Raw genomic sequence first — 21982 nt, forward strand, 5'->3', positions numbered from 1 at the left:
CGGGACGAGCCCGGCCATGACGTGGTGTGAGGTGGGTGCTTGACCGCGCTGGTGTTGCTTGCGGTCAAGCCCTTCTGCTTTTTACAGGCTGCTAGCTGCTCACCAGTTGTAACGCAGCGTGCCCTTGCCGGTGTAGGACTGCGAGACGTTGGAGAACTCGCCTTCGAAGGTGGCGGCGACGGAGATGCCGTTCCGCCATTTCAGCTCGGCGCTGGCGCTGGTCAGCGCCAGGTCGTGCGGCTGGGCGGCGCCGTTCACCGTGAAGCTGGCGGCCGGCAGCGCCTGGAAGGTGGCCGTCACGGTGCGGTCGGCGTTGAAGTCGTGGGCCCAGGCGGCGCGGCCGCGCAGCGTCAGCAGCGCGTCCTCGACGATGAACGACTTGTCGCTGCGCAGACCGAGTTCGGTCCGCGCCGCGGTGACGTCCTTGGAGGCGTAAGCGAGGCCGAACGCGCCGGTGCCGGTTTCGGCGTAGGACGGCAGCATGAAGGTGGTGACCTGCGCGGCCGCGTAGGGCGTCAGGCCGATCGCCTCGGGAGCGACGAAGCGATAGCCGCTTTCCACCCGGCCGGTCAGCGCGTTGGCGTTGAAGCGGCCCTGCAACTGATCGATCCCGGCGATCGTCAGGGTGCGGTTGGTGGTGACGTCCTGCCAGCCGTAGGCCAGCGCCGCCGACAGATAGCTCGGTCCGATAGCGTGGCGGACGAAGGCGCCGGCCTGGAACACGTCGGACTTGCCGCTGCCGAGCCCATTGCCGAGATCGTATTTGGTGGCGCCGCCGGCCAGCGCGAAGCCGGCCACGGTGTCGGGCGAGAAGTAATAGTCGGCACCGACCGCGACGCCGTAGATCCGGCTGGTGGTGTCGGCGGTGCCGGCTCCGGCATCGCCGTTGGTGGTCTGCGATCCGCCGAAGCCGGCCGCCCACACGCCCCAGCGCGGCTGATACACCGCCAGCGGCACCGCCTTGGTGGCCATCGCGTAGGCGTCGCGCTCCGCGCCGGAGCGCTTGCGACCGTTCGATGCGTAGGACAGCGCGTCGCCTTCTTCGGCGAAAGCCGAGGACGGCCCCGTACCCGGGCCCATCGGACCGCGGCCGCCGATCGAGGGATCGAGCAGCACGCCGACGAACTGGTTCATCATATTGAAGCTGGTCTGCTGCGCGCCGCTGGTGCCCTGCCCGCCCGCCTGCGCGAGGTTCTGCCCGACATTGCCGGTGAAGATCGCGCCCAGCGGACCGGGGCCACCATTGGCATTGAAGGCGGCGTCGAGACCGGCGCCGACCGCGCGCTGGTTGTCGTTCAGGCCGGCGATCTGGCCGAGGCCGGATTGCAGGCTCAACGACACCGTGGTCCCCGAGTAGCTCAGCACGCCGGTCACACCGGCGGGCGCCGTCACCGCGCCGAAGGTGGTGCCGCCGAGCGACGCGGCGGTGAGGATCGTGGTCGGCGTGTTGAACCGATAGGTGCCGGTCGCCGACGACACCTGCACGGTGCCGGCGAGCGAGGCCGAACCGCTGACGCTGGTGAACGGCGTGCCGGCCGACGACGCCTGCACCAGATAAAGAGCGCCCGCCTGCATCGCCAGATTGCCGCTGATCTTCAGCGAGGACCCGGCGACGCCGTTGCCGGGCTGCAGCGCGCCGCCCGCCAGCACGGTGGTGGCGCCGACCGTACCGGTGCCGGCAAGCACGCCGGTGTTGGCGACGATCACATTGGTGGTCACCACGTCGCTCGAGGCCAGTGAGATGGTGCCGGTGACGTTCTGGAAGTAGCCGATTGCCGAATACAGATCGAGCCGGGTCCAGTAGCTCAGCGGCGTGCCGTAGAACGCCGCCAGCGCGACGCCTTCGGTGTTGACGATGATCTGGTTGATGGTGTCGGTCTGCAGGCTGCCATAGAGGCCGCCGCTCGGCGCCAGCGTCTTGGCCGCTGACGTGCTGCCGCCGAAGATCGGCGCGAGCAGGATCGAGGCGTCCGGCCCGCCGCTCGGCGCGGCTTCACGCGGCGCCTGGGCATAGCTCAGCGTCGGCAGGCCGTAGGTCAGCCGCTGCTGATACACGGCCTGGTTCGACGACGCCGCATAGGGATTGTTGGTGGTGGCGCACACCGTGATGGTGCCGCAGCTCTGCGAAGCAGCGCCGGTCGACAGGTAGCCGGTCAGTTCGCTTTGCGCCGCCGTGAACAGCGCCGGCAGATTGACCGCCGTGCCGGTCACCGCCGCGTTGTTGATGTAGGCCGGATTGCTGAACGCCTGCGCCAGATCGTAGCTGGCCATCGCCCGGCTGGCGATGATGTCCAGCGGATAATGCACGCCGAGCGCGATGCGGCTGTTGGCATACTCCGAGGCGCGCACCAGCATGCTCTGATAGAGCTGCGGAACCAGCATGCCGAGCAGGATGGAGTCCGTATAGGCATAGTTGGTGTGGCCGCTCGGGAACGCCGGGTTGGTGGTCAGGCCGTCCAGTGCGGTCGGGTCGAAGGCGTTGAACGAGCTGCGCGCCACCTGCACCGGGCGGGAGTCGCCATAGATGCCCTGCCCGGCCTGCTTGTTGGTCACGCCATAAGCCAGATCGTAGACGCTGTCGGTGGTGTTCGGCAGACCGTTGAAGGTCGGCAGCGTGTAACCCGCAGGCGCCACCGCCTTGATGGTGCCGTTGGTGGTGCCGTTGGCGAAGTAGTTCTTCGCCGAGACGTCCGAGCTGGTGAAATTGTAGCCGCTGTTCAGCAAATTATAGGTCGCGGTGAGCGGCCCCGAGCTGGCGTTGCTGGCGCGAATGCCGGTCTGATAGATCGATCCGAGAACCTGGCCATAGCCGCCGACCGGCTGGATCGGATTGATCGTGCCGGTGCCGGAACCGCTGCTCTGGATCGCCTGCAGCGGCAGTCCGCCCGCGAGATTGTCGCCGAGCCCGAGCCTGACCACGGTGCCGTCGGACAGCGTGATATTGGTGGCGAAACTGCCGCTGCCGGGCAGCGCCTTGTCGCTGATCGCCATCGCCTGCTGGGCAGCGGTGGCGGTGTTGTTGATCAGGATCGATTGCTGCAGATTGGCCTGCAGGGTCGCCTGCCCGATCGCCGTCGAATTGAGCGCCAGGAACGGCGCCAGAAGATTGTAGGCGTTGACGTTCTGAATGGTGACGTTGGCCGTCTGCGCCTGAGCCGAACTGGCCCATGCGACAGCCACCAAGGCCGTCGTGTGAAACAAACGTGACTTGAATCGACCGCAATACGCCGCACGCATTTCGTACACCCCACTGTAAAAGCGCCTCAGCTGCGACGTTTTTACGCGGGGGAATTATCGAGTTCGTGACACCGCATTAACGATTGCGTCCAAGCAAAGATTGGCAACAAGCGTTGCATCTCTGCATCAGGCGTATTGACGCGAGTGAGATGCAACTACGCAGACGAGCGCGGCGCGCAGCATCGCTATCACCGCCCGCAAGACTGACAGCAGCCTCTCTCCGTGCGTCATCCCGGGGCGCGAGCGCTGCTCGCGAACCCGGAACTCGACGACGTACCGCCGCACGTTTCCACAACCGCGGGATTCCGGGTTCGCTCGCTACGCGAACGCCCCGGAATGACGGTGAGTGGGATTACTTGTAATAGCCGACCGCGCAGGTCTGGTCGCCGACCTTGGTGACGTAGCTGACCTTCTGGACCGGATCGGTCTGGCCGGGGCGCGGCCACATGTAGCTGACTTCCTTGACCTCGCCTTCCTTGGCGGTGGCGTAGATCTCTTCGCCGAGCGCCTTGCCGGTCTTGTCCTTGAGGTCCTTGAGGCTCTTGCCGGTCAGCGTCGGGTGCGCGGTGAACAGGCCGTCGGGCCCGCCGCAGAACGGATACAGGTCGCGATCCTTGAAGCCGCCCTCGCCCTTGGCGAATTCGGACAGCGCCTTGGCCTTGTCGGCCTTCACGGCGACCGCGGCCTTGGTGAGCATCGCCTTGGCTTCGTCGGCGGTGCCGAACTCGCCGGCGAACGCGGCGGAGCCCGCGAGCAGGCTCGCGCTGGCGACGAGATAAACGAGTGACGTGAGTTTCATGGCTTCCCTCCTGTTAGGCTCCCTTGGTGGAGCGTGCGGGAAGGATAGCCGGGCGTTCGAGCGGCGGTCAGCGCGACTTAGGACGAACCATAAGTCGATACCGGGCGCCGCTACACGCGTGCGGATATCGGACGAGTTAGTGCGAGGTGATCCAGGCGCGGGCTTCGCGCTGCGCCGCGGCAATGTCCTCGGCGGACATCTGCGCGGCGACTTCCCGGCGCAGCTCGATGGCATCGGCGCGGCCCTTCAGGGCGGCGAGGTTGAACCATTTGTGCGCCGCCACGAGATCCACCGGCGCGCCGCGGCCCGACGCGAACAGCAGGCCGAGGTCGAACAACACATCCGGATTTTCACCAGCTTCGATCGGCAGCGCAGTCTCGGTGTTCAGAAATCCCTGCAGCATCTGTCTCTCCATCCGGCCGGCCCGAGGGCGGCTCCTGTCCTCTGATCTGTCGTTCCCCACCGCCGTGGCCCGGCGTGTTTGTGTAAGGCGATCTGACCATTCAAATTTGAAGAGCAGTTTAAGCGTTGCGATGAACGGATTCTGAACGCCGCCGGGCGCCGCGCCGCGGCGAATTGCAAAAATCACTGGGAGACAGGGACTTCCGTGATCGCTTGACGGTCGGTTTACCGTGCGGCTTGGCGAACCGATAACCATCGCGCCAGCCGGCATCGCGCCGCGGGCGACAACCGGCGGCGGATCGGGCGATCGAAGATGAACGGAACGGCGGGAGATCGCGGCGCCCGGAAGTGAGAGACCGGGGCGATGCGCGGCGTCATACACCTGCGCAAAAAAGAACGAGGGCGTCGGCGAACACGTCAGGATCAAATCTCACCCACGGAAACCGCGGTGAAACTGCGGACCCAGCATCCGCACCGTACGAAGAAGAACCGCTTCTTCTGCCGGACGCCCGACGACGGCGAACCCTCGTCGAAATCGAACCGGCCGTTTGACCTGATGTCTCGCCGACACCCTCTCGTCGATCGGACCTTCGCCGAAGCCGCTGCTGCGGGACATCGTCGAGGGCCTAAGACGCTGCCGACGGTCTCCCCGCCGGCGCACTCGCTCGTGAGCGAGCTTACTTCTTCTTGGCGGCCTTCTTGGCGACCTTCTTGGTGGTCTTCTTCGCCGTCTTCTTCACGGCGCTCTTCGCGGTCTTCGCGGTCTTCGCCTTCTTCGGCGCCGCTTTCTTCGTCGCCGCTTTCTTCGTCGCTTTCTTGGCCATGTTGCCCTCCGATAAGAATGAGATGGCTGATTGCTGCTGCGTGCACTCGGGAATCGAGATGCACTACTTCCCGAATACACCAACACATCGAAAAAAACAGTGTCCCGCTTAAGGAAGTGTTGATGGCTGTTTGCCGCGTCGCGTCGGCGTCTTTGAAATCGGCGCGTCCCGCAATTCGCCGCGCGATCGCGTTAAGCCGCGAAAAATCTACGTCGGCGTTTGTCAAGATCAGCGGAAGCCCGCGCAGGCCAACGGTTTCTGAAATCTGATTAGTACGCTAACTAACAATTCCGCGAACCCTCGCGCCGGGCCGAGTCGGGCGCCGGAAGCGCCGCGCGGAGTCTGAGTCGGGAATTTTGGCAACGAAAATATTTTCGTCCACACCCCCTGCCGGGCGCCGGAAACGCCCGGCGCAGAGGGGTTTCGGGACGAAATCGTGCGCGATGATTCGAGCGCGCACGGCGGCGCGCGCCGTCGCCGCGACGGATCGCGAGCGACGCGCGCGGCGTCGTTACAGACCGAGCTTGCGCTTCAGGAGATCGTTGACGGCCTGCGGATTGGCCTTGCCGCCGGAGGATTTCATCACCTGTCCGACGAACCAGCCGAGCATCGCCGGCTTGGCCGCGACCTGCGCGACCTTGTCGGGATTGTTCGCGACGATCTCGTCGACGACCTTCTCGATCGCGGACAGATCGGTGACCTGCTTCAAGCCGCGCTGCTCGACGAGCACGCGCGGATCACCGCCTTCAACCCAGACGATCTCGAACAGTTCCTTGGCGATCTTGCCCGAGATGGTGCCCTCGCCGATCAGATCGATGATCGCGGCGAGCTGAGCGGCCGAGATCGGCGAGCTGTCGATGCTCTGACCATCTTTGTTGAGGCGGCCGAACAACTCGTTGATCACCCAGTTGGCGGCGAGCTTGCCGTCGCGCGCCTTGTCGGCGAGCCCGCCGAGCACCGCCTCGTAGAACTCGGCGCTCTCCCGCTCGCTCACCAGCACCCCGGCGTCGTCGGCCGACAGCCCGAAATCACCGATGAAACGGGCCTTTTTCGCATCGGGCAGTTCGGGCAGACCGGCCTTCAGATCGTCAACATAAGCCTGCGAGAACTCCAGCGGCAGCAGATCCGGATCCGGGAAGTAGCGATAGTCGTGCGCCTCTTCCTTCGAGCGCATCGACCGCGTCTCGCCTTTGGTCGCATCGAACAGCCGCGTCTCCTGATCGATCGCGCCGCCGTCTTCGAGGATTCCGATCTGCCGGCGCGCTTCATATTCGATCGCCTGACCGATGAAGCGGATCGAGTTGACGTTCTTGATTTCGCAACGTGTGCCGAACGGCTCGCCCGGTCGACGCACCGAGACGTTGACGTCGGCGCGCAGGCTGCCTTTCTCCATGTCGCCGTCGCACGTGCCGAGATAGCGCAGGATGGTGCGCAGCTTGGAGACGTAGGCCTTGGCCTGCTCGGACGAACGCAGGTCGGGCTTGGAGACGATCTCCATCAGCGCGACGCCGGAACGGTTGAGATCGACGAAGGTCGATGTCGGATCCTGATCGTGCAGCAGCTTGCCGGCGTCCTGTTCGAGATGCAGCCGCTCGATGCCGACGCTGACGCTGTCGCCGGTCGGCAGATCGACCACGACGACGCCCTCGCCGACGATCGGCGATTTGTACTGGCTGATCTGATAGCCCTGCGGCAGGTCGGGATAGAAATAATTCTTCCGATCGAACACCGAGCGCAGGTTGATCTGCGCGTTCAGTCCCAATCCTGAACGGATCGCCTGACGAACGCACTCTTCGTTGATCACCGGCAGCATGCCGGGCATCGCGGCGTCGACCAGCGAGACGTGGCTGTTCGGCGCCCCGCCGAATTCCGTCGCCGCGCCGGAGAACAGCTTGGCGTCGGACGACACCTGGGCGTGAATCTCGAGCCCGATCACGACTTCCCAATCGCCGGTGGCGCCCTTGAGGAGCTGGGACGGTTTGACGGGTGCGTTCATGGCAGGTCCTTCGAGCAGCGCAGGTTCAGCAAGCAAGCGCCTGAATATGCCCTTCCCGGGCATATGCCAACAACGACCGATCGCGCGTGATCAGCCGATAGCCGTATTCGCGGGCGGTGGCGGCGATGATCCGATCCGCCGGATCGCGATGCGGAAAGCCCGGCAGGAACGACGATGCGACCAGCACGTCAGGCGTCAGCGCCGCCAGCGACAAACCGGACCGCTGCATCACCTGCTCAAACCAGCGCAGCGGCGACATCAGCAGATCGAGGCGGCCGCGCGAAACCAGTAGGCCGATTTCCCACGCCGAGATCGGCGACACCACCACGGCCTGCCCGGTCTCGTGAGCCTGCTGCACGTGCGCCCGTGCCTCACCCGAATCCTCGTCGCTTGTCGCGAAGAAGATCAGCGCACAGGTGTCCAGCAGAAGCGTTGCCACCTTATCGCAGCCGCTCCGGCAAATCGTCGCCATAGGCAAGATCGCCCCATTCGGGATCAGCGGGTGCCGTCAAATCAACCCCGTCGGGAATGTGAACGGTGCGCTTCATGCATCCGAACAACGGATGGCGTCCGGTCTTGGCTGAGACTGCCGCAGGCCGCGCTTTGTCCTGTTCGTCGCGGCGGAACACCAGTTCGCCGCTGTCGACGTCGACCTGTTCGCTCCGGAAACCGGCGTCGAGCCAGGCCTTGGTCATCACGTTGTTGGTCGGCGAGTTGCTCCACCAGGCGCGATGGCGCTGCGCGACCGGCGGCAGCTTGCTGCCGATCACGCGCTCGATCTGCGCAAAGCTCATCCGCACTTCGCTGCCGGTCTGCTGCTTGAGAAACTCGGTCAGCGGTTCATACTTGCCCATCAGGACCTCCGCCGTCACGACCGTTCCAAAGTAGCTATTTGGGCCCTGAAAGTCCAGATTTGGCAGGCTGCGGCGGCGGATGGCCGCTTGCAGCGGCAGGCCTTACCGCCGCAGCCGCCGTCCGTCTGCTACGCCCAAACCTCCCCGGCAGTCGCGAGGTCGAGCTTCGACGCCAGCGCATTCAGCGCTACCTGATGCACGACGCCGGTCGGCGCGGTGCACAGATCGCCGACCACCTTGACGCGCAAGCGATCGGCGGCGCGCGATAGCGCGGTGAACACCACGCAGTTCTGCGTCATCATGCCGGCGATCAGCAGTTCGTCGATCCCATTCAGATGGGTCGCGAGGTCGGTGTCCTGAAACGCATCGGCGACATGCTTGGTGACGATCGGCGCACCGCCGGCCGCGGCGAGAATAGCGGGGCGGATCGCGACGCCGGCGCTGCCGGCGACGAACGGCCCGGCAGGCGCGGTGGAGACGTGCTGAACCAGAATGACGCGATCGCCGGCGGCGCGTGCCTTGCCGATCGCCGCGACGAGACGCGCTTCCGTCTCCTCGGCCTGCCACAGCGGCAAGGCGCCGCCGGCGAAGTAGTCGTTCTGAATGTCGATGACGAGAAGTGCGCGTGCCATTGGTCTCTCCTTTGGCTCCTCGGCCGAAACACCCTCTCCCTCTAGGCCGCCGCATCGCCACGGATCAGTGGCCTGATAGACATTATTCGGCTAAATTGGGCCAATGCGGCTCGCCATTCTCGCTTACGATCAGATCAGTCCTTTCATGCTGTCGACACCGCTCGCGGTTTTCGGCGAGCCGTTTCTCGCGGGCGGACATCGCGTCGACGTCTGCGCGGCTCAGCAGAGGTTTTCCGCAACCGGAGGTCTCACCATCGAAGCGCCATTGCCGCTCGCGGCAGCGCGTGAGGCCGACGTCGTCATTCTGCCGGGCTGGCGTGACGCCGATGAACCCATGCCCGCCGCAATCATTTCCGAGCTCCGCGCCGCGGAGGCGCGCGGCGCGATGGTGGTCGGACTCTGCCTCGGCGCGTTCGGCCTCGCGGAAGCCGGCCTGCTCGACGGTCGCCGTGCTACGACGCATTGGGCGCGTGTCGAGAGCTTCGCGGCGCGCTATCCGCAAGTCTCGGTCGATCCGGGCGCGCTGTTCGTCGACGAAGGACAGGTTCTCACGTCGGCCGGCATCGCCTCGGGTCTCGATTGCTGCCTGCATCTGCTCGGCCGGATCTCGGGCACGGCCGAAGCCAACCGCGTCGCACGCCATCTTGTCGTCGCGCCGCAGCGCGCGGGTGAACAGCCGCAACTGATCGCACGCCCCGCGATCGGCTCGTCCGCCGATCGCAGGATCACCGATGTTCTGGAACAGCTGCGCGCCGATCCGGCGTCCGCGCCGTCGCTCGATGAGTTAGCGCTGCGTGCCGGCATGAGCCGCCGCAGCCTCACCCGGCACATCCGTGCGCGAACCGGCGGCAATCTCGGCGACTGGCTGCGCCGCGTCCGGCTCGCGCGGGCGCAGGACCTGCTCGCCGGCGGCGCGCGCGGGCTCGAGGATGTCGCGGCGCGTTGCGGCTTTCCGGATGCGGCCGCGCTACGCACGGCATTCCGCACCGAGCTGGGGGTCACACCGCGGCAATGGCTGGCGCGGCAGCGGCTGGACTGAAGCTAATTCGGCGCGGGCGTTGGCGCGGCGTCGAAGGAGAGCGTGAACCAGGTGCCCTGGCCGCGGATCGTCTTCGCATTGAAGGCGACGTTGCGGGCGTTCTCTTTCAGCGTCTGCAGGATCAGCGCGCCGAGCTTGCGCGGCGACGGCCACTCCAGCCCTTCCGGCAGGCCAACGCCGTCGTCCGACACCACCACCGAGACGCGGCCCGCCTCGACGCTGCAGATCACCTTGATGCGGCCGCCGCTGCGGCCGACGAAAGCGTATTTCAGCGCGTTGGTGAGCATCTCGTTGACCAGCAGCCCGGCCGGCATCGCGATGTTGACCGACAGCGGGCAGTACACCGTAGACACCTCATAGGCGACTTCGTCGCGGCCGTTGGCCTGCATCACCGCCTCGGTGACGTCAGACAGATACTGCCCGAGATCGATGTCGTTGCCGCCGGCATTCTCGGCCGAGAGGATCCGGTACAGCGCGGTCAGCGCATCGATCCGGCTGGCGAGCCGCGCCAGCGCCACGGTCTCGCCCTCGGCGGCGGAGCGCGCCTCGAGCCGCACCAGCGCGGTGACGAGTTGAAGGTTGTTCTTCACGCGGTGCTGCAGCTCACGCATCAGCGTGTCGCGCTCGCGGATCTGGGTCTCGAACCGTTCGATCTGGGCGCGCTCGCGGCCGCCGACATCGACCAGCGCGGCGATCCGGAAACTCTCGAGACCGTCCTCGCTCTCGATCACCGAAGCATAGGCCTGGACGATCAGCACGCGGTCCGATGGCGCCAGCGGCCGGAACACGCCGAGAAAATCCTCGCCGACGCGGATCGCGGCGCCGAGCGTCCTGGCGGGATCGTCTTCGCTGACCAGCGTATCGAGGCAGGTCCAGCTCTGGCCTTCGACATCGGCGGGCGACAGTTCGAGCAGCGCTTCGAAAGCCTTGTTGATATAGGCGATGCGCTGCGCGTCGGCGCTGCCGCGCGACACCGCGACGGCGACCGGGACATTGTCGAGCAGATGCTTGTAGCGGTCGTTTTCGATCGCGACCGCAATCTCCGACGAGCCTAAAATTCCGTCGACGCCCTGCGACGACGGCACCCCTTCGTCAGCGCTCATTCAACAAATCCTGCCCACGGTCAGCATGGCCGCAGCGCGGAAGAAACGCAACGCAAAAGCGGTGCGCGGGCAGACGCTCACGCCCACCACTTCTGCGGCGTGAAGCGTCCGGCGGATTGTTCGATCACCTCGCCGAGCGAGAACAGCGTCTCCTCGTCGAACGGCCGGCCGATCAGTTGCAGGCCGAGCGGCAGACCCTGCGCGTCGCTGCCGGCCGGAACCGCGATGCCGGGAAGACCGGCCATGTTCACCGTGACGGTGAAGATGTCGTTCAGATACATCTCGACCGGATCGGCGCCGCCCTTCTCGCCGATGCCGAACGCTGCCGACGGCGTCGCCGGGGTCAGGATCGCCGAGACGCCCTGCGCAAAGCACTGCTCGAAGTCGCGCTTGATCAGGGTGCGGACCTTCTGGGCGCGCAGATAATAGGCGTCGTAATAGCCGGCCGACAGCACGTAGGTGCCGATCATGATTCGGCGCTTGACCTCGGCGCCGAAGCCGGCGGCGCGGGTCGCCTCATACATCTCGACGATGTTGCGGCCATTGACGCGCGCGCCATAGCGAACGCCGTCGTAGCGGGCGAGGTTCGACGAGGCTTCGGCCGGCGCGACGATGTAATAGGCCGGCAGCGCGTATTTGGTGTGCGGCAGCGACACCTCGACGAGCTCGGCGCCCGCGGCCTTCAGCCACTCGGCGCCCTGCGACCACAGCTTCTCGATCTCGGCCGGCATGCCGTCGAGCCGATACTCCTTCGGGATGCCGATCTTCATGCCCTTGACCGAGCCGCCGACCGCGGCTTCGTAGTTCGGCACCGGGCGATCGACCGAGGTGGTGTCCTTCGGATCATGGCCGGCCATCGAGCGCAGCAGGATCGCGCTGTCACGCACCGTGCGGGCGATCGGGCCGGCCTGGTCGAGCGACGAGGCGAACGCCACGATGCCCCAGCGCGAGCAGCGGCCGTAGGTCGGCTTGATGCCGACCGTGCCGGTGAACGCCGCAGGCTGGCGGATCGAACCGCCGGTGTCGGTCGCGGTGGCGCCGAGGCACAGGCCGGCGGCAACCGCCGCAGCTGAACCGCCCGACGAGCCGCCCGGCACCAGTTGCGCATCCGAGCCGGCGCGGCGCCACGGATTGACCACCGGGCCGAAGCACGAAGTCTCGTTCGACGAGCCCATCGCGAATTCGTCGTTGTTGAGCTTGCCGAGCAACACCGCGCCGTCGCGCCACAGCTGCGTCGTCACCGTCGACTCGTAGGTCGGCTTGAAGTCGCCGAGGATTTTCGAGCACGCCGTGGTCCGGGTGCCTTTGGTGGCGAACAGATCCTTGATGCCGAGCGGGATGCCGGCCAGCGGCCCGCCCTCGCCCTTGGCGATCTGCGCATCCGCCGCCTGCGCCATCTGGCGCGCCTCGTCCGGCGTCTCGACCACATAGGCGTTGAGCACGCGCGCCGCCTCGATCGCGTTCAGATGCGCGTCGGTCAGTTCGACCGCGGTAAAAGACTTGGCGGCGAGCCCTTCACGGGCCTCGGCGAGCGTCAGCGATGTCAGGTCGGTCATGTCGGATCGGTCACGGGTTCGAAGCACGCCTGGAGTCAAAGCCGGCGCCAGGCCGTCACGGGCGCCGCGGATCGTGCGGCTCGGTTGTAGCGCTGGCTAGCACAGGGCCTTCGACAATTGAAGCGATTGTGGCGGTCCGGCCGGCGCGACTAGATTCAGCCATTGACCACAATATTATTGTAGTTACATAATTCCATGGCGATCACCTTCGATCCGGCAAAGCGGGATTGGACACGGCGGCATCGCGGTCTCGACTTTGCGACCGATGCCGCAGCGGCGTTTGCCAAGCGCACCGTGACCAAGCTCGACGATCGCTTCGACTACGGCGAGAGCCGCTACATCACCGCCGGCTACGTCGGGTCAAGGATGGTCGTGATAGTGTGGACGCCTCGAGGCAGCGACCGCCACGTGATTTCGATGAGGTACTGTCATGCCAAGGAAGAAGTCCGCTGGACCGCCCTCCTTCGGGAAGCCTTTGACTGACGATCCGGACGATGCGCCCGAACTGCTCGATGAATTCTTCCGCAGCGGAGAGGTTCGGGTCGGCGACCAGGTCGTCCGTCGCGGCCGGCCGCCGCTTGGCGCGCAGCCGAAGAGTTCGGTGACACTGCGGCTCGACGCAGACGTGCTGGACGCATATCGGGCGCTGGGGCGCGGCTGGCAGTCGCAGATCAATGCCGACCTGCGCAAGGTGCGCAAGTTGAAGAAGGCCTGAGGCCTATTTGTTGATCGGGCTGCAGAAGAACGGCGACAGCGTCTTGTCGTTCTCGGGCGCGTCGCGGCTCTTCTTGTCGGCGGCCTGCAAGCCGTCGAGCACCGCGTTGATCGCGCTGTCCTGATCGACGACCTTGCCCTTGCGCTCCATGGCGTCGAGGTAGTCCATATAGGCCTGATAGGCCTTCTCGTCGTCGCACAGCAGGCACATCGGCGCGTTCCTGTTACTCGACCACTTTCGGCACGACGAAGAAATGCTGTTCGGTCGCCGGCGCGTTGGCCGTCACCTGATCGGCGATCTCGCCGTCATTGACCACGTCGGCGCGCTTCTTCATCTGCATCGGCGTCACCGAGGTCATCGGCTCGATGCCGTCGACATCGACTTCCGAGAGCTGCTCGACGAAGGCCAGCATGGCGTTGAGTTCGCCCTGCAGATGCGGCACCTCGTCATCAGTCACGGCGATCCGCGCCAGATGCGCGATGCGGCGGACGGTGGCGGCATCGACCGACATTATATATGGCCTTTCCCGAGATGACGATCCGCGCCGTATAGCAGAGCGGGCTTTGGCGCCGCAACCTTGCCGGCCAAGCCGGATCAGCCGGCGAGCCGGCTCAGCCGCGCCAGCGCCGAGCCCGCCAGCGCCCGCGTCAGTTCCGCCGCCGGCATGTCGCGGCCGAGCCGCACCGCCTGCCCCGCCCACAGATTGGTGAAGTCGACCTTGCCCTGCTTCTCGGCCGCAGCCTTCAACGGGCCGAGCGCGGCGGCGGCATGCGGGAACGCCGGCGCGTCGGCCGACAGCGGGCCGACCTCGCGCATCACCCGGTTGGCGATGCCGCGCGCCGGGCGCCCGGTCATCACATTGGTCATCACCGTCGCCTCGTCTGTGCCGTGGGCCAGCGCCGCGCGCACCAGCTCGCTGGTCCGCGCTTCCGGGCAGCGCAGATAGGCCGTGCCGATCTGCACGCCGGTGGCCCCCAGCGCGAATGCCGCCGCGATGGCACGGCCGTCGGCGATGCCACCGGCCGCGATCACCGGCACATGCACGGCGTCGACCACTTGCGGCAGCAGCGCGAACAGCCCCGGCTGCTGCGCAACCGAACTCGTGAGGAACATGCCGCGATGGCCGCCGGCCTCCGCGCCTTGCGCGATGATCGCGTCGACGCCGTGCTCCTCGAGCCAGATCGCCTCGCGCACGATCGTCGCCGAGGCGATCACCTTGGCGCCGCTCGCCTTGACCCGATCAAGCAATGAAGCCTCCGGCAGACCGAAATGGAAGCTCACCACTTCGGGCTTCAGCTCCTCGACCAGCTCGCACATCGCCGCATCGAACGGCGCGCGGCTGGCGGCCGGCACCGGCGCGGCCGGATCGATCCCGTGCTCCTGATAATAGGCGCCGAGCCGCTGCTTCCACACCGCCTCCTGCGCCGGATCGGCGGCGACCGGCGTGTGGCAGAAGAAGTTGAGATTGAGCGGCGCGGAGATCTGCTGGCGGAAGATGCCGACCTGTTCGCGCGCCTTGTCGGGGCTCAGCATCGCGCAGGGCAGCGACGCCAGCGCGCCGCCGCGCGCAGCCGCGACCGCGAGCTCGGAATCCATCGCGCCGGCCATCGGCGCCAGCAGGAACGGAAACTCGATAGCGAACAGATCGAGGAGACGGCGGTCCGGCCACATGATCGACACTCACGATGAAAGGATGAGGAGACGGCGCGCGCCGTTGCGGGCCTGCGCCGCTGTAGCACAGCGGCGGGGCGGCCCGCTATGCCGCGTCGGACGCAGCCGGACGCAACTTCAGCAGGAACCGGCGCAGCGCGATCCCGGCCCATACCGCGGTGATCAGGCCGAGCGGCCAGACGCCGTGCAGGAAGCAGGAAATCGCCCCGAGCCCGCAGGCGATCGCGAACACCAGGACGAACCAAACGCTGTGATCCTCCAGCGCGTAGCTCAGCACCATCACGGCGACCGCGGCCAATCCGATCCAACCGAGCGCGTCCATCTCTCCAACCTGTCCGAGCCGTCCAGTCCGGGTGCTATCTCGCAACGATCGCCCCCTGCGCGCAAGCGTGTTGTGACCTGCTTCGGATCGATCCGAGCGCGCCGCCCCGCTTCGACCAAAGCCGCCCCGGCCCGCGCCTTTGCGCGATCGCCCCCGCGTGCTATGCGGCGGCATGCCTGCTCTCATTCTCCCGCTGATCGAAGCCGCCGCGCATTGGCCGGCACGCGGCACCCTGCTCGGCCTCGACCTCGGCACCAAGACGATCGGCGTCGCCGGCTGCGATCCGGACCGCAAGGTCGCGACCGGTATCGAAACCGTGGCCCGCAAGGCGTTCACGGCCGACGCGCAGCGGCTGCTGGTGCTCGCCGCCGAGCGCGCGGCCTGTGGCTTCGTGCTCGGCCTGCCGCTCAACATGGACGGCAGCGAAGGCCCGCGCGCGCAATCGACCCGCGCCTTCGCGCGCAATTTCTCCCGCCTGACCGAACTGCCGATCGGACTGTGGGACGAGCGGCTGTCGACCGCCGCGGTCGAGCGCGAACTGATCGCCAACGACGTCAGCCGCGCCAAGCGCGCTAAGGTGATCGACGAACACGCCGCGATCTATATTCTGCAGGGCGCGCTCGACCGGCTCGCCGCGCTCGGCCGCGCCGGCTGATCGCGCCGCCGCGTCGACAAAGGCGATGATGGTGTCTTTGCAATGAACTGCGTCTGTGGATCGGGCAAAGCCTACGACGACTGCTGCGGCCCCCTGCTCGCGCGAACGCGGCCGGCGCTGGGGCCGGAAGCGCTGATGCGCTCGCGCTACGCCGCCTACGTTCTGAAGGACTTCGACTACATCGTCGAAACCACCGATCCCGACACGACCGATTTGTTCGACCACGACGCCAACCGCGCCTGGCTCGAGCAGTCGTCGTTCCTCGGCCTGCAGGTGCTGAGCAGCTCGGAAAAAGGCAGCCGCGGCACCGTCGAATTCATCGCCCGCTATCAACGCGGCAACGGGCCGGAGCAAATGCACCACGAACGTTCGCAATTCCGCAAGCATCGCGGCAAGTGGTACTTCTCGGAACGCGAGGCGGTCGACTAAGCCCCCGCCCTCACCTCGCCGTCATTGCGAGGAGCGCAGCGACGAAGCAATCCAGCGCCGTGCATGGAGCTGGATTGCTTCGCTGCGCTCGCAATGACGGGGAGAGTTCGTGCTAATGACTCGTCATGGCCGGGCTTGTCCCGGCCACCCACGTCTTGGCATAATGTCTCGCCCGTAAGGCGTCGATGCCCGCGACAAGCGCGGGCATGACGGGGATAGTTCGAGCCCGAAAGCGGGCCGGCTTCGAACTACTCCGGCAGCGCCCGTGCCAGCAAACTCCGCGCCTGTTCGGCGGTGAGGTCGGCGGCCCCGTACATCATCGCCGGCTCCGGCGTCAGCCGCGTTCGGGCGAACAGTTCGGCGTGCGGGGGGTGGATTTCGTTGAGGGCGGAGGCGGCGGCGAGTTTGGCGAGGGTTTCGACCGCGAGCCGCGCGGTACGCTCGTTGTCGACCTGCAGCAACGCGCGGGCGACCAGGCTCGCGGCCGCCGGACCGCCGGTCAGCGCGGCGGTGTCCTGAATCAAGATCTGCAGCACTTCGGTGCCGGCATTGGTCTCGCTCGACATCGCGCGCAGCACGTCGAGGCACATCACGTTGCCGGAGCCTTCCCAGATCGCATTGACGGGAGCTTCCCGATAGTGCCGCGCCAGAATGCCTTCCTCGACGTAACCATTGCCGCCGAGGCACTCCATCGCTTCGTACAGGAACGGCGGCGCGGATTTGCAGATCCAGTACTTCACCGCCGGCGTCATCAGCCGCATGTAGGCGGCTTCGTGATGATCGTGCGGCGCCTGATCGAAGGCGCGGCACAGCCGCATCACCAGCGCCACGGACGCCTCGACCTGCAGCGCCATGTCGGCCAGCACCGACTGCATCAGCGAGTGATCGACCAGGTGCTTCTGGAACACGCTGCGATGCCGCGCGTGATGCAGCGCATGCGCGAGGCCGGATCGCATCAGCCCGGCGGAGGCGATCGCGCAATCTTGCCGCGTCAGTTGCACCATCTGGATGATGGTGCGGATGCCGCGGCCCGGCTCGCCGACCGGCAGCGCATAGGCGCCGGTGAATTCGACCTCGGACGACGCGTTGGAGCGATTGCCGAGCTTGTCTTTCAGGCGCTGGAAATGGATCTCGTTGATCGAGCCGTCCGGCTTGAAGCGCGGCATGAAGAAGCAGGTGAGCCCCTCCTCGGCCTGCGCCAGCACCAGGAAGGCGTCGCACATCGGCGCCGACATGAACCATTTGTGGCCGATGATGCGATAGGCGTCGCCATCGCGGATCGCGCGGGTGGCGTTGGTCCGCACGTCGGTGCCGCCCTGCTTCTCGGTCATGCCCATGCCGATGCTCATGCCGCGCTTCTCCGGCCACGGCACGAACGACGAGTCGTAGCGCTTGGTGCTCAGCACCGGCATCACCTGCGCCAGCAGATCCGGCTGCGCGGCGAGCGCCGCCACCGAGGCGCGCGTCATCGTCACCGGGCACAGATGCCCGGTCTCGACCTGCGCAGCCATGTAGAACTTGGCGGCGCGCGCCACTTCGGACGAGCCGCCGGCGGAATGGCCGTGCGCGTCCCAGGTCGAATTGTGGATGCCGGCGTGAAAGCTCTCCTGCATCAGCTCGTGATACGTCGGATGAAACTCGACCTGATCGCGGCGGACGCCCTTCGCGTCGAACGTCTTCAGCCGTGGCGAATGCTCGTTGGCGAGCCGGCCGCGCTCGGCCATATGGGCCGAGCCCCAGGTCCGGCCGAAGGCTTCGAGCTCGACATGCGCGTGGCCGGCATTGTTGAACGTCACCGCCTCGACCAGCGGCCGGTCGGCGCCGAACAGATCGACGTCTTCGAACGCCGGCGACTGATTGAAGACCTCGTGGGTCGCGAAAGACGGCTGCGTCATGAGTGTTCCCGGCGGGAGGCAAAGAGATTCGCGCGCATGTTACGCAGAAACCCGCGCCAGATCACGCCGGATCGGCCGGGACCTCGGCAATGCCCCGATATCCATGTCCAATAGCGGTCAAACCAACGAGAGGTAAAGCTGATTACTGCGGTCGGCGGCTGATCGGAAAATCATACGCCACGCGGCCCATGCCGGGCAGCGAGAAGTGCCACCACTCCTTGGAGAAGTTGACGAAACCCTGGCGCATCATCGCGCCGAGCAGGATGCGGCGAAAGCGCCGCTGCGCCGGGCTGATCGATTTGGCCGCTGTGTAGGCTTTGGCGTCCGAGCAATCGTAGCTGGTGCCCATGTCGACGCTGCCTTCCGGCGCGCGCTGTGCTTCCGGCGCGGTACAGTTCGCATAGGCGCGGGTCGGATCGAACGGCGGGCCTTTCGGCGCGCGCAGATCGACCAGCGTCAGATCGACCGCCGCGCCGGTCGAATGGCCGGAGTTCTCCGCGATGTAGCCGAGCCGGAACAGCTCACTCTTGCTGAAGCCCGGATTGTAACGCCGCTGCGCCGGGGTCTCATTGCCGTCCTGCGCCCACGCCACCATGTCGCGCGACGCCCGCGCCGGCCGATAGCAATCGAGCATCTTCAGCGACAGCTGCTGCGGCGCCAGCTCGCGCTGCACGCGCACCAGCGCCTCACCGACCGCGCGCTTCACGATGCATTCGTTCGCGTCATAGCCGGCGAGCTTGCGCCCGACGAAATTGTTCGCACCGGCGTAGCGGATGTCCTGCCGGATGGTTGGATCGAGATCGCGCAGATAGACGAAATCGTCGGGCAGCGGCTGTGCATGCGCGGCGCCAGCGATGAGAACGCCTACGGCCAGCGCGGCTACGCTTCGCCACACCATTACTTCATCCGCTCGCGGGCAGCCTTGAAGCCGGTGACGAAGCGGGCCAGCGTGTGCGAGGTGGCGCCGCGCGGCAGCATCACTTCGATCAGCGAGAACTGGCCGCGCCGCGTCGCGGCGGCATCGAGCGCGGTAGCGAGTTCGGCGCGCGTGGTGACGCGCTCGCCGTGACCGCCGATCGACTTGGCAATGTCGGCGAAGTGCCAGTCGTCGAGATCGTTGAATTTCGACTCCGGCTGGAACACCCGCAGCATTTCCCAGCTGCAATTGTTGAACAGCACCACGATCGGATCGAGCCCGTAGCGCTTGCAATTGCCGAGCTCCCAGCCGGTCATCTGGAACGCACCGTCGCCGACCAGCACCAGCGGCCGCAGCCCGGTCGCCGCAACGCCGATGCCGGCCGGCACGCCGAAGCCCATGCCGGCGTAGTAACCGGGAGCGGCGAGCTGGGTGTTGTCGATCTCCATCGCGGTGAACAGGCAGTCCCCGATATCGGCGGTCATCGGCATCTTGCCGTGCTTGTCGAACAGATCGTTGATCGCGGTGGCGATATCCGACGGCGCGATCGCCTCGCCGTCTGCGGCGAGCTTGCGCGGATAGGCCATGCCCTTGCCGGCGTTGCGCGGCCGCGGCGGATGCTGCGCGGCATGGGCGTCGAGGCCGGCGATCAGATCGGCGAGCGGCAGGTCGCGATAGACGTGATGACCGATCTGCACCTCGCGGCCGCTGGCCAGCACGGTGCGGCGCGGATCAAGCATGTTGGTGGAGAGCGCAAAATTAGTGTCGGACAGGATGACGCCGAACATCAGCACCAGGTCGGCTTCTTCGACCAGCGCCGACAGGCCGGCATCGCCGGCCGCGCCCATATAGGTGCCGGCGACGACGTCGTCCTCGCCTTCGAGCAGGCCGCGGCCCATGAAGGTCGTCACCACCGGCAGGCCGAGCTTGCGGGCCAGCGCGGCGACTTCCTTCTCGACGCCGTAGCGGCGGATCTCGACGTCGACCACCACCACCGGCGATTTCGCTTTGGCGACGCGGTCGAGAATTTCCTGCGCGCACTCGTCGCGCGCGCCGGGATCGGCGGCGCGCTGCGGCAGCTTCGCCACCGGCTCGACCTTGGCGTCGACCATGTCGCGCGGAAATTCGATGTAGACCGGCAGCGACAGTTCCAGCGCGGTGCGCAGCACGCGGGCGATCTCGGCCGGCGCGGTGGCCGGATCGTTCAGCACCGCCTGCGCGCAGGTGACTTCTTTGAATACCGCGAGTTGCGAGTCGACGGTGCGGACCTGATGATGCAGCAGGTAGCCGCTGCTGCGCTCGCGCATCCCCGGCGCGCCGGCGATCACCACTACCGGCGAACGCTCCGCATAAGCACCGGCGATCGAATTGACGAGATTGAACGCGCCCGCGCCGTAGGTCACCACCGCGACGCCGATGCTGCCGCGATAGCGCGACGCCGCATCCGCCGCGAAGCCGACCGCCGGCTCGTGGCTCAGCGTAAAATACGGCAGCGTGCCGCTCTCCTCGATCACCTTGAAGAACGGCAGCACGAAATCGCCGGGGATGCCGAAAATCTCCCGCGCGCCGTGATCCTTGAGCGCGTCGAGCAGAGCGGTCGCAAGCGTCGGCATGAGAACTCCTGAGCATCGCACGAGGGCCCGACCGCTTTACCAGAGCCGCGACTTTCGACCAACTCGCCCCGGTGTTTCGCGACGCCGTGTCTCGGACGCGCTGCGGCATCTCATGCCGCTGCGCGATCCGGGACCCCGGTTTCTTGTTCGTCGAACGGACTTTGCTTGCTTACGCGCTTAACCGGGGCCCCGGATCTGCAGCGCACGACGCCGCTTGCGCGGCGCCATGCGCAGCGTCCGGGGCACAGGCTCTCGTTGAAAAGGTGCAAGCTCCAGCACCACCGGGGGATTATTCCGCGCCCTGTCCCGTTGGCGCTTGCCCGCCCCGGGGAGTCTGCCTATAGCTCTTGCTTTAATGACCCCAGCATCGAAATCGAGTTTCGTCCTCGGTCACCGGCATCTGCTGGGAATCGAAGGGCTTTCCGCCGCCGACATCACCGGCCTGCTCGACCTCTCGGAAGAATATGTCGAGCTCAACCGGCAGGTCGACAAGAAGCGCACCTCGCTGCGCGGCCGCACCCAGGTCAATCTGTTCTTCGAAGCGTCGACGCGGACGCAATCGTCGTTCGAGATCGCCGGCAAGCGGCTCGGCGCCGACGTGATGAACATGAGCGTGTCCTCGTCCTCGATGCGCAAGGGCGAGACGCTGATGGACACCGCGGTGACGCTGAACGCGATGCACCCGGACATCCTGGTGGTCCGCCATCACGCCTCCGGCGCGGTGGAACTGCTCGCCCGCAAGGTCGACGGCTCGGTGATCAACGCCGGCGACGGCGCCCACGAGCATCCGACCCAGGCGCTGCTCGACGCGCTGACGATCCGCCGCAACAAGGGCCGGCTCGAAGGACTGGTGGTGGCGATCTGCGGTGACGTAATGCATTCGCGCGTCGCCCGCTCCAACATCCTCTTGCTCAACACCATGGGGGCCCGCGTCCGCGTGGTGGCGCCGTCCACGCTGCTGCCGCGCGGCATCGAGCGGCTCGGCGTCGAAGTGGCGCGCGACATGCGCGAGGGGCTCGACGGCGCCGATATCGTGATGATGCTGCGGCTGCAGCGCGAGCGCATGAACGGCTCCTTCGTGCCGTCGTCGCAGGAATACTTCCAGTATTTCGGCCTCGACCAGAAGAAGCTCGCCTACGCCAAGCCGGACGCGCTGGTGATGCATCCGGGGCCAATGAATCGCGGCGTCGAAATCGACTCCATCGTCGCCGACGGCGCGCAATCGCTGATCCGCGAACAGGTGGAAATGGGCGTGGCGGTGCGCATGGCGGTGCTCGAAGCGCTCGCCCGCAACCTGCCCAACGCCTGAAGCTGGAACGGGACC

The 21982-nt window shown here is 66.5% G+C and carries 23 protein-coding genes; 6 read left to right on the top strand and 17 right to left on the bottom strand.

The genetic code is table 11. The annotated features are described in order from the left end of the window. Window positions 1-99: 99 nt before the first annotated feature. From IP86_RS07065 to IP86_RS07100, 8 genes are all read right to left on the bottom strand, one after another. The gene (locus tag IP86_RS07065) at window positions 100-3180 is read right to left on the bottom strand and encodes an autotransporter domain-containing protein (RefSeq protein ID WP_197279672.1); all 3081 of its coding nucleotides are present in this window, start codon (window positions 3178-3180) and stop codon (window positions 100-102) included. A gap of 409 nt (window positions 3181-3589) precedes the next feature. Continuing rightward, on the bottom strand, window positions 3590-4036 hold the full coding sequence (locus IP86_RS07070) for a cache domain-containing protein (RefSeq protein ID WP_054161813.1): 447 nt from the start codon (window positions 4034-4036) through the stop codon (window positions 3590-3592). A 136-nt stretch (window positions 4037-4172) separates the two neighbouring features. Further along, a complete protein-coding gene (locus tag IP86_RS07075; RefSeq protein ID WP_054161843.1) occupies window positions 4173-4439 on the bottom strand; it encodes an SEL1-like repeat protein in 267 nt (88 codons plus the stop codon). A 676-nt stretch (window positions 4440-5115) separates the two neighbouring features. After that, the gene (locus IP86_RS07080; RefSeq protein ID WP_054161814.1) at window positions 5116-5262 is read right to left on the bottom strand and encodes a hypothetical protein; all 147 of its coding nucleotides are present in this window, start codon (window positions 5260-5262) and stop codon (window positions 5116-5118) included. A 511-nt stretch (window positions 5263-5773) separates the two neighbouring features. Next, window positions 5774-7258 carry an Asp-tRNA(Asn)/Glu-tRNA(Gln) amidotransferase subunit GatB gene (gatB, locus tag IP86_RS07085; protein ID WP_054161815.1) on the bottom strand — a complete coding sequence of 495 codons (1485 nt, stop codon included), beginning with the start codon at window positions 7256-7258 and terminating at the stop codon, window positions 5774-5776. Window positions 7259-7283: 25 nt separating this feature from the next. Continuing rightward, window positions 7284-7730 carry a type II toxin-antitoxin system VapC family toxin gene (locus tag IP86_RS07090; RefSeq protein WP_054161816.1) on the bottom strand — a complete coding sequence of 149 codons (447 nt, stop codon included), beginning with the start codon at window positions 7728-7730 and terminating at the stop codon, window positions 7284-7286. Then, window positions 7699-8112, bottom strand: a complete 414-nt coding sequence (locus IP86_RS07095; protein WP_054161817.1) for a DUF7662 domain-containing protein — start codon at window positions 8110-8112, stop codon at window positions 7699-7701. Before IP86_RS07095 ends, IP86_RS07090 begins: the two co-directional genes overlap by 32 nt. Before the next feature lie 128 nt (window positions 8113-8240). Then, window positions 8241-8744 (bottom strand): isochorismatase family protein, encoded by a 504-nt coding sequence (locus IP86_RS07100; protein ID WP_054161818.1) that lies wholly within the window; start codon window positions 8742-8744, stop codon window positions 8241-8243. A 103-nt stretch (window positions 8745-8847) separates the two neighbouring features. On the opposite strand from IP86_RS07100, the gene IP86_RS07105 reads away from it, so the two are divergent. Beyond that, window positions 8848-9783, top strand: a complete 936-nt coding sequence (locus IP86_RS07105) for a GlxA family transcriptional regulator (RefSeq protein ID WP_054161819.1) — start codon at window positions 8848-8850, stop codon at window positions 9781-9783. A gap of 2 nt (window positions 9784-9785) precedes the next feature. Here the strand turns inward: IP86_RS07105 and IP86_RS07110 are convergent, their stop codons facing one another. After that, window positions 9786-10886 (bottom strand): sensor histidine kinase, encoded by a 1101-nt coding sequence (locus IP86_RS07110; protein WP_054161820.1) that lies wholly within the window; start codon window positions 10884-10886, stop codon window positions 9786-9788. A gap of 77 nt (window positions 10887-10963) precedes the next feature. Continuing rightward, a complete protein-coding gene (gatA, locus tag IP86_RS07115; RefSeq protein WP_054161821.1) occupies window positions 10964-12442 on the bottom strand; it encodes an Asp-tRNA(Asn)/Glu-tRNA(Gln) amidotransferase subunit GatA in 1479 nt (492 codons plus the stop codon). Between the two features lie 195 nt (window positions 12443-12637). On the opposite strand from gatA, the gene IP86_RS07120 reads away from it, so the two are divergent. Both IP86_RS07120 and IP86_RS07125 read left to right on the top strand, forming a co-directional pair. Then, window positions 12638-12925 (top strand): BrnT family toxin, encoded by a 288-nt coding sequence (locus IP86_RS07120; protein ID WP_054161844.1) that lies wholly within the window; start codon window positions 12638-12640, stop codon window positions 12923-12925. Then, window positions 12918-13157: a BrnA antitoxin family protein gene (locus IP86_RS07125; protein ID WP_245290562.1), complete on the top strand. Its 240-nt coding sequence runs from the start codon at window positions 12918-12920 to the stop codon at window positions 13155-13157. The genes IP86_RS07120 and IP86_RS07125 overlap by 8 nt, the downstream gene beginning before the upstream one ends. A 3-nt stretch (window positions 13158-13160) precedes the next feature. Here IP86_RS07125 and IP86_RS07130 read toward each other — a convergent pair whose 3' ends face one another. From IP86_RS07130 to IP86_RS07145, 4 genes are all read right to left on the bottom strand, one after another. Further along, entirely contained in the window at window positions 13161-13367 is a 207-nt protein-coding gene (locus tag IP86_RS07130) for a hypothetical protein (RefSeq protein ID WP_054161823.1), read from the bottom strand. A 13-nt stretch (window positions 13368-13380) separates the two neighbouring features. After that, window positions 13381-13668 (bottom strand): Asp-tRNA(Asn)/Glu-tRNA(Gln) amidotransferase subunit GatC, encoded by a 288-nt coding sequence (gene gatC, locus IP86_RS07135; protein WP_054161824.1) that lies wholly within the window; start codon window positions 13666-13668, stop codon window positions 13381-13383. A gap of 83 nt (window positions 13669-13751) precedes the next feature. Continuing rightward, window positions 13752-14828 (bottom strand): NAD(P)H-dependent flavin oxidoreductase, encoded by a 1077-nt coding sequence (locus IP86_RS07140; RefSeq protein ID WP_054161845.1) that lies wholly within the window; start codon window positions 14826-14828, stop codon window positions 13752-13754. A gap of 85 nt (window positions 14829-14913) precedes the next feature. After that, window positions 14914-15150 (bottom strand): hypothetical protein, encoded by a 237-nt coding sequence (locus tag IP86_RS07145; RefSeq protein WP_054161825.1) that lies wholly within the window; start codon window positions 15148-15150, stop codon window positions 14914-14916. A gap of 172 nt (window positions 15151-15322) precedes the next feature. Here IP86_RS07145 and ruvX point away from each other — a divergent pair, with 172 nt between their 5' ends. Both ruvX and IP86_RS07155 read left to right on the top strand, forming a co-directional pair. Next, window positions 15323-15805: a Holliday junction resolvase RuvX gene (ruvX, locus tag IP86_RS07150; RefSeq protein WP_054161826.1), complete on the top strand. Its 483-nt coding sequence runs from the start codon at window positions 15323-15325 to the stop codon at window positions 15803-15805. A 42-nt stretch (window positions 15806-15847) separates the two neighbouring features. Continuing rightward, window positions 15848-16234, top strand: a complete 387-nt coding sequence (locus tag IP86_RS07155) for a YchJ family protein (protein ID WP_054161827.1) — start codon at window positions 15848-15850, stop codon at window positions 16232-16234. A gap of 248 nt (window positions 16235-16482) precedes the next feature. Here IP86_RS07155 and IP86_RS07160 read toward each other — a convergent pair whose 3' ends face one another. The 3 genes from IP86_RS07160 to ipdC form a co-directional block, all read right to left on the bottom strand. Beyond that, a complete protein-coding gene (locus IP86_RS07160; RefSeq protein ID WP_054161828.1) occupies window positions 16483-18129 on the bottom strand; it encodes an acyl-CoA dehydrogenase family protein in 1647 nt (548 codons plus the stop codon). Between the two features lie 142 nt (window positions 18130-18271). Then, window positions 18272-19027 carry a M15 family metallopeptidase gene (locus IP86_RS07165; protein ID WP_054161829.1) on the bottom strand — a complete coding sequence of 252 codons (756 nt, stop codon included), beginning with the start codon at window positions 19025-19027 and terminating at the stop codon, window positions 18272-18274. Further along, window positions 19027-20658, bottom strand: coding sequence for an indolepyruvate/phenylpyruvate decarboxylase (gene ipdC, locus IP86_RS07170; protein WP_054161830.1), 1632 nt, complete (start codon window positions 20656-20658; stop codon window positions 19027-19029). Before ipdC ends, IP86_RS07165 begins: the two co-directional genes overlap by 1 nt. A 355-nt stretch (window positions 20659-21013) precedes the next feature. On the opposite strand from ipdC, the gene IP86_RS07175 reads away from it, so the two are divergent. Continuing rightward, the gene (locus IP86_RS07175; protein ID WP_054161831.1) at window positions 21014-21967 is read left to right on the top strand and encodes an aspartate carbamoyltransferase catalytic subunit; all 954 of its coding nucleotides are present in this window, start codon (window positions 21014-21016) and stop codon (window positions 21965-21967) included. The last annotated feature ends 15 nt before the right edge of the window (window positions 21968-21982 follow it).

The sequence above is a fragment of the Rhodopseudomonas sp. AAP120 genome (genome assembly GCF_001295845.1).
Taxonomy (GTDB): Bacteria; Pseudomonadota; Alphaproteobacteria; order Rhizobiales; family Xanthobacteraceae; genus Rhodopseudomonas.